Here is a 13,811-nt window from a genome sequence, read left to right as displayed (position 1 = left end):
ACAGCATGAGCAAATTATTCTACAAGCCTGAAGACGGCTGGCTGGCCGATGTTATCCCCTTTTATGAAGACGGCGAGTTCAAGCTGCTGTACTTGAAAGATTGGCGTGACAGAGAAGGGCACGGTGAGGGCACACCCTGGTTTCTGCTGGGGACCAACGATTTTATTCACTACAAGGAATATGGAGAGGTTCTTCAGCGGGGAGGGGAAGCCGAGCAGGACTTATATATCTATACGGGCTGCGTGCTGAAGAAAGACGGGCTTTATCATATCTTCTATACCGGCAACAATTTTCATTATCCGGCTCAGGGCAAAGCTCAGCAGGCGGTGATGCATGCGGTCAGCAGCGACTTCCTGCATTGGGACAAACGGCCGGAGGATGCTTTCTACGCGCCAACCGACCGTTACGAGGAGCATGACTGGCGCGATCCGTTTGTGTTCTGGAACGAGGAAGCAGGGGAATATTGGATGCTGCTTGCCGCCCGTTTGAAGGAAGGGCCTGCGGGCCGCCGCGGCTGTGTTGCCCTGTGCGCCTCTAAGGATTTGAACACCTGGGAGGTGCGCGAGCCATTCTGGGCCCCCTACTTGTATACGACTCATGAATGCCCGGATCTGTTCCGGATGGGGGAATGGTGGTACCTGCTGTACTCGACATTCTCGGACCGGACGGTCACCCATTACCGGATGAGCCGCTCGCTGGAGGGTCCCTGGCTGGCCCCCGAGAACGATGCACTCGACACCCGGGCTTTCTATGCCGCGAAGACCTGGACCGATGGTGAGCGTCGTTATGCGTTCGGATGGAATCCGACGCGTGAAGGCGAGCATGACGGCGGCACCTGGCAATGGGGCGGGCATCTGGTGGTGCATGAGATCATGCAGGGCACCGACGGCTCACTGCTTGTAAAAGTGCCGGAACCCTTAAATGCTGCGCTGAGTATAGAAAGCGCTTTATCCTTCACGGAGGTGCTCGGGCACTGGGAATTTAGCGGAAGCACAGCCGCAGCAGTAGCAACCGATTCCTTCGCCGGTGCTTATGCAGGGCCGCTGCCGGAAGGCGCCTGCAAGCTTGCGGCAACGATAACGTTTACCCCCGGTACTCGCGGCTGCGGCCTTATTCTGCGGACAGATCAGGACTTCGGGCAGGGATATATGATCCGGCTGGAGCCCGGGCGTAACCGGATTGTCGTAGACCAGTGGCCGAGAAAGGGAGATATCCCTTACGCTATCGGCATGGAGCGGCCGCTGCCATTGCTGCCCGGAACTCCATGCTCGTTAAGCGTCTATCTGGAAGATCAGGTTTGCGTAGTCTATGTGAACGGGGAGATCGCATTAAGCACGCGGCTGTATGATTTTAAGCAGGGAGGGAAGGGATTGTTCGTAAGTGAGGGGAGTGCGGAATTCAGGCTCAGACAGTTTGAAATGCAGATTCATTCCAATCCGGATCAAGAGAGGGGATAGGTAATGATCAATATGGTTAGAAGAACAGTGATAGTGTGTGTGGCGTGTATGCTGTTGTATAGCCTTCTGCCGGGCTTAAGTTCCGCAGATCCAATCACAGGGAAGGTAACGATTGATTCCGGCACAGCCGCCATCAACTTCACTTACGGCACGGTGCAACTGGCCCGCGGCGGAAACGACGGTAAGCTGACCGGCATCCGCCATCTGGCGCAGAACAATCTGTGGAATGATGCAGCATCTTCCGCTGTTTCTGCGAAGAAGGGGCATGTCACTTATGAACACACCTGGGGCTCAGGCTCTACGCTGGCTGAACTGGAGACGACGGTTGCCCGTAAATATGACGGTACATTGACTTTCAGCCAGCATGCGGAGACAGGGCAGCCCGGCATATCAGGTGTGCAGTGGGGAATGATTGTCCCGGATACGTATGATCTGATTATTCCCGCGCTGGGAGGGATTCGGCTCACCGCCGAATCACCGGACGCTGCCTATGGCTTCTCCCAGTTCACCTATCCCGATGTGTGGGAGGCACAGATGTTTCTTGTGCAGGGGGCAAATGGCGGACTGCTGGTTCATGCGGATGACAACGCAGGGTTCTTCAAAACCTTGCATGTGAAGCATGAGAATGGCAGCTTCTATGTTGGAATAGAGACGCAAGCGCCGGCGCCATTTCAGCAGACGGTCAAGGCGGTATCCACCGATTGGCGGCTCAAAGCCTACGCTGGTGACTGGACCAACGGCTCTACGATGTACCGGGAGTGGGCAGACGGCGCTTTCGGGTTGTCTGAATCTTCCGCGAAGGAACCGGATTGGGCCAAGGATATCGGATTCACGGTGCTGACGGATCTGGAAGACATGCCAATGCTTGAGGAGCTTGCACAGCGGGTAGATGCGGAGCGGACGCTGCTGGTCGTTCCTGGCTGGAGAGCGGACCCCTATGATGTGAATTTTCCTAATTATGAACCTAAGCCGGATATCGCTGCCAAGGTTGACGCCGCTCAGGCGCTGGGTTTCCGCGTGATGCTGTATGTTAACATCTTTGGAACATCGTTTAACAACGAAAATTATACACAGATGCAGCCCTATCAGGTGAAGGACCCGTTCACGCTGGAGAGGAAACGTTGGGAGTATACCGCAGGCTCGGAACAGATTTCATTTGCCGTTATTAATCCGGCAGCAGAGGCGTGGCGGGAGCTCTTCGTTGGCAAGATGACTGCCTTGGTAAATGAAGTCGGACCGGATGCGCTGCATCTGGACCAGTCGCTGCTCATGTATAACGATGCCAACGGTCTGATTGACGGCAGCAATATGATGCAGGGTAATATCGCTCTGCACCGCGAGCTGAGAGAAGCGCTGCCGGAGAATATCGCCTTGGGCGGAGAAAGCCTGAATGAAATCACGACCCGGTACGAGTCTTTTGCACAGCGTCATGCCTATGGCATCTTCGCCGCGAGCGGCACCTGGGATGAGAGCAAAATCGACCAGGTGGTTCCGGCCAGCTCAGCGATTTTTGCACCCTATACGACCATTTACGGCCATCCCGATCATGCCAACCCGATGACGGAGGACTATTACATGGCCTGGCATAAAGTCGTTCAGAATAGGCTCGGCGCGATTCCGATGCTCACCAGACCCAATCTGGGCCAGCTCGCCAATGCCACTCCGCTGATGGAGCAATTGCTGGATGAAGCGAATTGGTACCAGAGCGCACAGCCTAGAGCCGATTTTAGCAACAGGTCAAATTCCACTCTGTTTGCTTTCAAGACAGCGGGCGGCGGCAGTGCCGAATATGTGCTTGATTCCTACGGCGAGAAGCTGACTGCCTATGACGGAAATCCTTCCGGCGGGGGCACCGACATCATGCGTTATTTGTACGGGGCAGAGAGCTATCCGTTGCCGGGAAGCATACCCGGATGGGTGCTGTACGACCAGAACAGGCTTTTCGGACTGGACCCGCTTAGAACCTATCTGTATTTGAACCAGGCCCGTGATTCCTCAGCTTTCCATGTCTATGAGTGGCCGGAGGATGTGGCACTAAAGCGGCTGTCCAGCCGGTCCACCCACACTGCCATCGTTATGGAGGATAAGCTTCAGTCCGGTGATATGGATCTGCTGAATTACGACGGACCGGTCAGAGCAGGAGAGGTCATGGGAGACGGGACCGTCCATATGACCGCAGCCCCGTTCTCTACCACGGGCGGATTCTCCTATTCCTTCCCAGGAGGAGGAACCGTGCAGCACTGGGGCGACCGGATACTGGCCCATCCGCCTTATGCAGGAGCATGGCAGGGCGGACAGACATGGCTGGAATTTGACCTCAGCCTGCCGGCGGCAGCGGCAGCGAGCTTTCAAGCCGGGGTGCAGCTAGGCTCCGAGCAGAATGTTGCGAGCAGTGACGGTGTAACCTTCAAGGTATCTGCCTGGGATAAGGCAGCAGCGCCTGAGAATCGCACGGTGCTGAGTGAAGAGCAGTTCAGCAGAAGTGCCACGCCGACCGCCGTGGAGCTGGACCTGTCGGAATTGGCGGGCAAAGAAGTGACCCTCAGGCTGGAGACGCATCCCGGTGTGACGGTAGACAATGACTCTGCCGTATGGGTCGCGCCGACGGTTGCTGTCGCAACATACGGCGGCAACCGCAGCGCAAGCTTCAAGGTGAACAGCCCGCAGCCCTTCAGTGTTGTGCATTCCACCTATGGAGCGGCTTCATCCGTAAGTCTGGGCAACAACCGCTACGAAATCACGGCACCCGCTTCGGGTACGGTATATCTGATTAACACTGTTTCTGCTCCCGTGCAGCTGCCGTTGACGTTACGCGGGGCTCCGTTTCATTCGAGCCTGGTGTTCGGGAATGGAAGCGAGGGGCCGTCTCAGTCTCCGTTCGGCGGATTCCCGGGAAGCGGTGCTGTGCTCAGTGTTGAGAAGCAGGGGCTGGATGCCCACCCGCCGCAACATGGTCAGACGCATATTGAATATGCCTTGAATTTACCGGCAGGCACTCCGGCTGTACTGCAAGGATTCGCCGGCATCAAGGACGGATCGGAACAATCCCAAGGCGCAGGCTTCCGTATAGCGGTGAACGGGGAGATAAAGTGGTCGCAGGATATGATGCCGGGTGGGGCCTGGACGCCGTTCAGTATCCCCCTGGCCGAGTATGCCGGAACTTCGGTCATTATTACGCTAATCACCGATTCCTTGGGCGATTATGGATATGACCGGGCTTTCTGGGGTGAGCCGGCTCTGATTGCGCAGTAAACGGATCATGCAGATACCGAATATGAGGGGGAAGCAAAATCATGAGAAAAATTGCCGCTTTATCGATTAGTACCGTTCTTCTGGCCCTAACAGCCTGCAGCTCGCCATCCAATACCAAAGACACCGCCACTTCCAATGGGAGTGCCACTGCCGATTCAAATAAGCCCATCGAACTGCGGGTAGGCCGATATTCCCTGCCCACCTGGGGTTATCCCGCAGGGGATGATTTTGCGAATAACATCTGGTACCGGCATTATGCTGACAAATTCAATCTGAAGGTCGTACACGATTGGACAGCTCTGCAGAATGAATACAATGAGAAGCTGAACATCGTCATTGCCTCGGGGTCGATTCCGGATATCGTCATCGAAGCCTCCACCAATCAGCTGGAAACTATGGTGAAGGCCGGGATGACAGCGGATCTGACCGATGTTTTCGAGAAGAATGCTTCGGATTTGACCAAAGAGATTCTCACCGGTGACGGCGGCCTTGCGATGGATTCGGCTACCTTTGACGGGAAGCTCATGGCATTGCCTTACACAACCTCGGTCATCTATGAGCCTAGTCTGTTGTGGGTGCGGCAGGACTGGCTGGATAAGCTGAAGCTGCCTGTGCCGAAGACCATCGACGAGGTGATCGCAGTGGCCAAGGCCTTCAAGGAGCAGGACCCGGACGGCAACGGCATCGACGATACCGGCGGGCTGGCGTTCAGCAACTGGCTGTTCGACGGGATTACCTCCACAACCGGATTCTTCAACGGTTACCATGCCTATCCGCAGAGCTGGCTGAAGGGAGAAGACGGCAAAATCACCTACGGCAGCGTACAGCCTGAAATGAAGAATGCCTTAGCCAAGCTGAGAGAAATGTATGACGCAGGCTTAATTGATCCTGAGTTCGGCATGAAGGATACGACCAAGGTAACGGAGGAAGTCAGCGGCGGTAAATACGGCATCAGCTACGGGCGTTGCTGGAATGTATACATGTACGGTACGGGCCTGGAGGGACAGCCGGATATGATCTGGACGCCAGTGGCGGCTCCGAGCGCCGACGGTGAGGATGTGTTTGCCAATGTAGGCACCACTGTGGTGAGCTATTACGCGGTGAACAAGGACTATGAGCATCCCGAAATCCTGGTCCAATTATTGAATGATTACAATGAAATGGCCTACGGCCCTAACCGGAATGATCCCGAAGTCAAGAAATTCTTTGCCTTTGAAAAAGGTCAGACCATTGTGGAACAGGGTCATTTATCGCTGGCCCGGACCCTGACAACCGACGATGCCACCGTGAAATCACTGGAATATCTGATTGAAGCGATCGAGAAGCGCGATCCCAGCAAGCTGGATCAGGCACTTACCGAGACGGGGAAATACGAGCCGAGTGTAGCTTATCTGGACGGCAAAGGGACCGGTTATATGGAATATCATCAGGTCAAAGCCTTCAAAACCATTGTGGAGGGCTACGGCACGGATCATCTGATTCCCCAGGCTTACGGAGGCACCACGGAAACGATGCTGAATAAAATGGGCATCCTCGGCGATTATGAACGTGAAATCTTCACAAAGATCATCATGGGTGCGGAGCCTATCGATGCATTCGATACTTTTGTATCCGAGTGGCACAAACTGGGGGGCCAGCAGATTCTGGATGAGATTAACGCCAGCCTGTGATGAAAGGGGGTTCCAACTGTGAGAGTTTTCCGCCTGAAGAGCCGCTTCAGACATGAATTACCGTACCATCTGTTTTTGATACCGGGGATTATACTGGCTATTCTGTTCTGTTATATCCCGATGATGGGGATTGTCATGGCCTTTCAGAACTTCAGCGTGTTCAAGGGCTGGCTTGCGGGTCCGTGGGTCGGGATGGACAATTTCAAATATATCATCTCCATGCCCCGCTTCGGGCAAGTCATGTATAACACGATCTATATCTCGGTTTTGAAAATAGTCTTTTCGTTGCTCGTGCCTATCGTGGTCGCACTGCTGCTGAACGAAATGCGCGGCCAGCGGATGAAACGGGTGCTGCAAACGGCGATGTACCTGCCTTATTTCCTGTCCTGGGTGGTGCTCGGCGGTATCATCCTGGATGTCCTCAGTCTGGAGGGGGTGATTAACAGCCTCATCCAGGCCTTTGGGGGAGAGCCGGTAGGCTTTCTGTCCAGCAACCGGCTGTTTCCCGGCGTACTGGTCACCACTGAGGTGTGGAAGAACTTTGGATTCAATACGATTATTTATATGGCTGCGCTAACCTCCATCAATCCCGATTTATATGAAGCAGCCATGATTGACGGAGCCAGCCGCTGGCGGCAGATCTGGCATGTTACTTTGCCCGGCATTCGTCCTACGATCATTCTTCTGGCTACCCTCAGTCTGGGCAATGTGCTGAACGCCGGGTTTGAACAGGTATTTATGCTAATCAATCCGCTCGTTGTCAATTCAGGTGATATCCTGGACACACTGGTCTACCGGCTGGCGTTCAATCAGGCACAGTATAGCGTAGCGACAGCTGTAGGACTGTTTAAATCGCTGGTGTCCGGAGTGCTCATTTCAGTTTCTTATTATATGGCTTATAAGTTTGCCGATTACCGCATTTTTTGAAAAGGGTGAGAAAGATGAAATATCGTTTGGACGGCAGTGCCGTGTTCTCAATTTTCAACAAACTGTTTCTCATTCTCTTGGCAATCCTCTGCATTGCGCCGATTGTCAATACGTTGGCCATTTCCTTCAGCTCAGCCTCAGCGGTGGCCATGGGGAAGGTACGGTTTTTTCCGTCGGACTTTTCACTCGACGCTTATAAATTTATCGCTACCCGTCCGGAGTTTCTGCGGTCCCTGGGCGTAGCGGTGATCCGGGTGCTTGTGGGCAGCGCCCTGCAGATGCTTATTACCTTTATTTCGGCTTATCCTCTGTCAAGGGAGAACAGGGACTTCAGCATGCGAACCTTTTATGTATGGTTTTTCATGTTCACCATCCTGTTCAGCGGAGGCATCGTTCCCCTGTACATGCAGGTGAAAACTTTGCACATGCTGGACACCATGCTGGTGCTGGTCCTGCCCACAGCACTGGCCGTCTTTAACATTGTTCTAATGATCAACTTTTTCAGAGGCTTGCCCCGGGAACTGGATGAGTCCTTCCGCATAGATGGAGCGGGACACTGGACCATCCTGTGGAAGCTGTATTTCCCTCTGTCCATGCCGGCGTTTGCGACCATCCTGCTGCTGGCTATGGTGGGTCACTGGAATAGCTGGTTTGACGGGATGATCTTCATGAATCAGACCGAGAACTATCCGTTAGCCACTTATTTACGCTCCATTATAGTCAGCTTTGATTTTACCAATGTGAGGTCTGAGGATGCCGCACTCCTGGCCAGCATCTCACCGCGTACGACCAAGAGCGCGCAGATCATTCTGGCCACGTTGCCGATCTTGTGTGTGTACCCTTTTTTACAGCGTTATTTCGTTTCTGGTCTCGTTCTGGGAAGCGTGAAGGGATAGTTCCAAAATATATTTACAGTAGGAGAAATGAATTATGCAGAAAATTGCCAGCGGGATCTATAAGCTGACCTTCGGAACACCCGAAGAAATTACACCGGTATCGGTATTGAAGCCCGACACCTGCCTCGAAGCGCTGAATGCGCTTGACGATCATCCGCTTCCCTTTACAAGGGAGGACATTCATTTTCAGCCCCGCCAAGGCTCCGTATTGCTGGAGCTTCCCTTGGACCCGAAGGAGGAGGTATACGGTTTGGGCCTGCAGCTCAAATCGTTCAGGCAGAGCGGCAGCAAGAAGAAGCTGCGCACGAACTCCGACCCGTCCGCGGATTTGGGCGACTCCCATGCGCCGGTTCCTTTCTATGTAAGCACCGCCGGTTATGGAGTTCTGGTGGACACGGCCCGGTATGCCACCTTTTTCTGCGGAGGATGCAAGCGGGTGGGCAGCCGGCAGGATCTGGAGCAGTTCAAATCGGCAGGCACCGGCAAGGGTCACTGGGAAGTGAAAAAAGGCAGCGGCAATATGCTGATCGACATTCCGGCAGCGGAAGGCGTGGATGTCTATATTTTTTGCGGCAAGGATATGAAGGATGCGGTCTCCCGCTATAATCTGTTCAGCGGCGGGGGGGCATTGCCGCCCATGTGGGGTCTCGGGATGATGTACCGCGCTGACTGGCATGCGGATCAAGAGGATGTCCTGCAGCTTGCCCGGCAAATCAGGGATGATGAAATGCCTTGCGACATGTTCGGTCTGGAGCCGGGCTGGCAGACGAACGCCTACTCCTGCACCTATGTATGGGACAAAAGCAGATTCCCGGATGAAAAAGGGCTTATCCGGGAGCTGAATGAAATGGGATACCGGCTCAATCTCTGGGAACATGCTTATGTGCATCCGGAGAGCCCTATCTTCCCGGAGCTGAGGCCCCATTCGGCAGACAGCTATGTGTGGGACGGCCTGGTGCCGGATTTCACGCAAGCCGAGGCACGCGAAGCCTTCACGGGAATTCATCAGCCATTCATAGAGGCGGGATTGTCAGGCTTCAAGCTGGATGAATGCGACAACGGCGATTATATCGGCAACTGGGGATTTCCTGATTTCGCCCGTTTTCCGGGAGGTGCGGACGGGGAGCAGATGCACAGCTTGTTCGGCCAGCTCTATCAGCAAACGATGCTCGCCCCGTTCAAGGCAGCGGACCGCCGGACCTATGGACAGGTGCGTGCTTCGCACGCGCTCGCGGCGCCTTATCCTTATGTGCTGTACAGCGACCTGTACGATCATGAAGACTTTGTACGGGGAATGGCCACCGCTTCGTTTTCAGGTCTCCTCTGGTCGCCGGAGGTTCGCCAGACCGCTACAAGGGAGGAACTGCTGCGCCGGATCGGTGCTGTGATTTTCTCGCCAATGGCTGTACTTAACTGTTATATGATCCCTTCGCCGCCCTGGAAGCAATTCGATCATGACCGTAACCATGCCGGTGAGTGGCTGGAGGACTGGCCGCAGCTCGCGCAGCAATGCAGAAAGCTGATGCAGTTCAGGATGAGCCTGATTCCCTACCTGTATGCTACATTTGGAAAATACAGTAAGCAAGGGGCGCCGCCTATCCGTCCCTTGGTGATGGATTACCCGGAGGACCGCGAGGTGCTGGATTGCTTCGACCAGTTTATGGTGGGAGACGATCTGATGGCTGCTCCCGTTGTCTACGGCAACGGTGACACGCGTGAGATCTACTTACCCGGAGGCCGCTGGTACGAATGGCTGACCGGCGAGTGGCTGGATGGCGGACAATGGATCACGCGTCAGGTCCCAGAGGATGAAGTGCCTGTGTATATCAAACAGGGTGCGCTGATTCCTTGGGCAGAGCCCGTTCTATGTGTCCGGGATCATACGGTTTTTAATATAGAGCCTGTACTGTACGGTGCAGAAGCAGGAGAATGCTTGCTTTTATGTGATGATGCAGTCAGCTATGCAACGATTTCTGAGAGTCTGCCTTTTGCCAAAATAAAGATTGCCGGAGAAGGCATTGTGAGCATAGAGGAACAAGAACAAGAAAAAGTCTCCGAGCGCTATAGTATAGCCGGTGTGAAATACGTGCTGTAGAGAAAGGAGGGCCGCTGTGGATCTCATAGGCTTAGATATCGGATCAACAGGCACGAAATGCCTGATCATGGCTTCAACGGGTGAAGTGCTGGCCCAGGCATACAGGGAATACGCCATGGAATCACCGGCAAGCGGCTGTTACGAGCTGAATCCGCAGAAGGTGTGGGAAGCGGTTAAGGCTGTACTGGGTTCCGCAATGAACATGTATGACAGGCCTCATACCCGGCTTGCCGGCCTGTCCGTTTCTTCCTTTGGCGAGGCTGCCGTCCTCCTCGACAACGGAGGCAACGTGCTCGGGAACAGCCTCCTGTATATCGACAAGCGGGGAAGCAGGCAACTGGAGGCATTGGTGGAGCACATTGGGGAGGAGAACATCACCAGCAAGACGGGCCTTCACCCCCATCCGATGTACACCCTCTCCAAATTGATGTGGTACCGGGAAGAGCAGCCGGACATTTATGAGCGGCTTCATACATTTCTGCCGTTTGGATCATTTATTCTGTTCAAGCTCGGTGCAAGACCAGTGATCGACTATTCGCTGGCATCCCGAACGATGGCCTTTGATGTCCATCGGCTTGGATGGGATGAAGATATTATCCAGGCGGCACGGCTTAAGCGCGGGATATTTCCCGAGGCGCAGGAGCTTGGATCACGGATCGGCCAGATTTTACCCTCAGCAGCTGAGGCGCTAGGTTTGCCTGCCCATCTCCAGCTCGTGCTCGGCGGACATGACCAGGTATGCGCGGCTATAGGCGCGGGAGTTACGGAAGAAGGCTCGGCTGTAGACGGCATCGGCACCGTAGAGTGCATCACGCCCGTTTTCCGTAAAATGCAGGTCAATGACCAGGCGCTTGCCGCCAGCAAGCTGGCGCTAGTCCCTTATATTCAGGGGAAATATACCACGTATGCCTTTAATTTTACCGGAGGTTCCTTGCTCAAGTGGTTCAGGGATCAGTTCGGCTACGAAGAAAAATGCGCGGCAGATGAGTCCGGCCGAAGTGTCTATGAGATTATGGGCGAGAACGCCGGAGAAGGTCCCACTGATCTCCTGGTACTGCCCCATTTTGCCGGTTCAGGAACTCCATACATGAATCCGGCTGCTGCTGGGGTCATTGCGGGCTTGAATTTTAATACCACCAAGGGTGAGCTGTATAGAGCTTTAATGGAAGGCGTCACCTATGAAATGAGACTTAATCTGGATTGCCTGGAGCAAGCGGGCATGAGTATTGGAGAGATCAAGGCCTGCGGCGGCGGCGCCAAGTCCGGGCTGTGGCTGCAGATCAAGGCAGACATTATGAATAGGCCCATCACCGCCCTTGATATTGAAGAGGCAGGTATATTGGGCGCAATTATGTTGGCCGGCGTGGCACTGGGAGTGTTCCCATCCTTTGAGGATGCGGCGCACCATCTGGTGAAGGTGAATACCACCTACTATCCACGTCCGGATAACCGTAAACACTACGATGAGAATTACGCCAAATATAATCGGCTGTATCAAGCGGTGAACAACGTCATGTCATACCCATAGGAGATGCTGAAGAATGCCATTAGTGACCCTCAAAGAGTTGATGAAGGATGCCGAAGCCAAGCGTTATGCCGTCGGCGCGTACAATGTAATTAATTTGGAGATGATCCGGGGAATCATTGCTGCGGCCGAGGAGGTGAACTCGCCGGTCATTCTTTCCTTTGCGGAAGTACATATTCCGCTTGTTCCGCTAGAAGTGATCGCTCCGGTTATACTTGCGGCCGCGAGGCAGGCACGGGTTCCGGTTGCGGTACACCTGGACCATGGCCAGGATCATGAAATTCTGGTCCGTGCGATGAAGCTGGGCTTCTCGTCGGTGATGTTCGACGGCGCGCATCTGCCGCTGGAAGAGAATATCCGCCAGACCAATGAGATCAGCAAGATCGCCAAGGCGCTCGGCGTTTCCGTAGAAGCCGAGCTTGGCCGGATCCTGCGTCCGGAGGGCGGCGGAGACGAGGAAGAGATAGAAGAATATGATCCGGATGATGTGTACACCAATCCCAAAGAGGCGCAAGTCTTTATTGAACATACCGATATCGATGCCCTTGCCGTCGCTTACGGGACAGCACATGGTGTTTATCTGCAAGAGCCGGTTCTGGATTTTGAACGTTTGAAGCTCATCAAGCAGCTTACCGGCCTGCCGCTGGTGATGCATGGCGGGTCCGGCCTGGATGAGGCTGCTTATGTCACCTCCATACAGTGCGGCATCCGCAAGCTCAACTATTATTCCAACATGGCGCATGAAGTGGCGAATACGCTTCAGGCGAAATTGGCGGCCAACAGCGCGAAGCAGCGCAAAAGCTATTATCATGACATTTCCGCATGGGCTATGGAAGCGGTACAGCAGGATATTGTGAGAACGATGAGAATTTTCGGGAGTGCCGGACAAGCCTGAGGCTTACCTGCCCTTTACAGGAGGAATGGCGGTATGGCAAGACTTTATGGCAGAGAATGGACCCGGCGTGAGCTGGAAGCCAGAGTAGGCCGGATCGAGCAGCTTGGGGGAGTGCAGCCCTTTGTCATGAGAGAAGGGCCGGAGGCCGCTCAGGAAGTATTCCGTGTGCGGACCGGCTCGGGCCTCTCCTATTGGGTGCATCCCGGGAAAGGCATGGATATCTCTTTGGCTGAATTCTGCGGTATTCCGGTTAGCTGGTCTGCCGGCAACGGCGATCCCCACGCTGCTTATTTCAGGGAAGAGGGGAATTACTGGCTGCGGACAGCTTCCGGCGGCTTGTTGATGACCTGCGGATTGTCGCAAGCTGGTGCAGCCGGTCAAGACCAGTACGGAGCCTATGGATTACATGGACGAATTCACCATACACCCGCGCGGCAGGCTGCGTATCAGACAGAATGGCAAGGCGATGAATATGAGATGCGCCTGCGGGGAGTTGTAGAGGAAACGTCTATTTTTGGACATAAGCTGCGTTTGACCCGCACGATTACAAGCAGGCTCGGCGAGAACAGCCTTCAGCTTAACGATACCGTGGAGAATGCAGGCTTCACACCCGCCCCGCATCTGATGCTGTATCATTTCAACTTCGGCTATCCTCTGCTGGCGGAAGATACAAGGATCATATTGCCGGAAAGCACATGTGCTGCACGTGATGCTGATATGGAGATGTCACGGATGAATGAATGGCAGACGCCGGATCATCGGCATGCAGAACAGGTGTATTATCATGAACCCTTGTCACAGGAAACCTATATCTGCGCACAAATTAACAGCCCTTCATTTCCAATCCCCGGCGCAGCTTCTTCTGCCGGCGGCCTGACTTTAGAACTGAAGTGGAACCGGCGGACGCTCCCCAGACTGGTGCAGTGGAGAATGCCGGGAGCTGGCGAGCATGTGCTGGGACTTGAGCCGTCTAATTGCTGGACCCGGGGAAGGGCGGAGGAACAGGAAGCGGATTCGCTGCAACTGCTTGAGCCTGGAGCAGCCGTTCATTACGAGATTGAATTGAAATTCACAACGAACTGAACAAATGGAGG

Annotated in this window: 9 protein-coding genes; all 9 read left to right on the top strand. The window is 54.4% G+C overall.

The genetic code is table 11. The features are described from left to right. Positions 1-5: 5 nt before the first annotated feature. Genes NSS83_RS14490 through NSS83_RS14450 form a run of 9 tightly spaced genes read left to right on the top strand, consistent with a single transcriptional unit; the run spans position 6 to position 13,800 of the window. Positions 6-1,457 carry a family 43 glycosylhydrolase gene (locus tag NSS83_RS14490; protein ID WP_341348483.1) on the top strand — a complete coding sequence of 484 codons (1,452 nt, stop codon included), beginning with the start codon at positions 6-8 and terminating at the stop codon, positions 1,455-1,457. Between the two features lie 3 nt (positions 1,458-1,460). Then, positions 1,461-4,709, top strand: coding sequence for a DUF6259 domain-containing protein (locus NSS83_RS14485; protein WP_341348482.1), 3,249 nt, complete (start codon positions 1,461-1,463; stop codon positions 4,707-4,709). A 41-nt stretch (positions 4,710-4,750) separates the two neighbouring features. Further along, positions 4,751-6,379: an extracellular solute-binding protein gene (locus tag NSS83_RS14480; RefSeq protein ID WP_341348481.1), complete on the top strand. Its 1,629-nt coding sequence runs from the start codon at positions 4,751-4,753 to the stop codon at positions 6,377-6,379. Positions 6,380-6,397: 18 nt separating this feature from the next. After that, a complete protein-coding gene (locus NSS83_RS14475) occupies positions 6,398-7,306 on the top strand; it encodes an ABC transporter permease subunit (protein WP_341183929.1) in 909 nt (302 codons plus the stop codon). Between the two features lie 14 nt (positions 7,307-7,320). Beyond that, positions 7,321-8,202, top strand: coding sequence for a carbohydrate ABC transporter permease (locus NSS83_RS14470; protein WP_341348480.1), 882 nt, complete (start codon positions 7,321-7,323; stop codon positions 8,200-8,202). 34 nt (positions 8,203-8,236) lie between these two features. Beyond that, positions 8,237-10,297, top strand: a complete 2,061-nt coding sequence (locus NSS83_RS14465; RefSeq protein ID WP_341348479.1) for a TIM-barrel domain-containing protein — start codon at positions 8,237-8,239, stop codon at positions 10,295-10,297. 16 nt (positions 10,298-10,313) lie between these two features. After that, positions 10,314-11,825 (top strand): FGGY-family carbohydrate kinase, encoded by a 1,512-nt coding sequence (locus NSS83_RS14460; protein WP_341348478.1) that lies wholly within the window; start codon positions 10,314-10,316, stop codon positions 11,823-11,825. Between the two features lie 13 nt (positions 11,826-11,838). After that, complete coding sequence (locus tag NSS83_RS14455) at positions 11,839-12,717, top strand: class II fructose-bisphosphate aldolase (protein ID WP_341348477.1); 879 nt, start codon at positions 11,839-11,841, stop codon at positions 12,715-12,717. Between the two features lie 33 nt (positions 12,718-12,750). Then, positions 12,751-13,800, top strand: a complete 1,050-nt coding sequence (locus tag NSS83_RS14450) for a DUF4432 family protein (protein WP_341348476.1) — start codon at positions 12,751-12,753, stop codon at positions 13,798-13,800. Positions 13,801-13,811 lie beyond the last annotated feature (11 nt).

This window comes from Paenibacillus sp. FSL H3-0469 (assembly GCF_038051945.1).
In the GTDB taxonomy this organism is placed as follows: Bacteria; Bacillota; Bacilli; order Paenibacillales; family Paenibacillaceae; genus Paenibacillus_AQ.
This window is presented reverse-complemented; position numbering and strand designations above follow the sequence as displayed.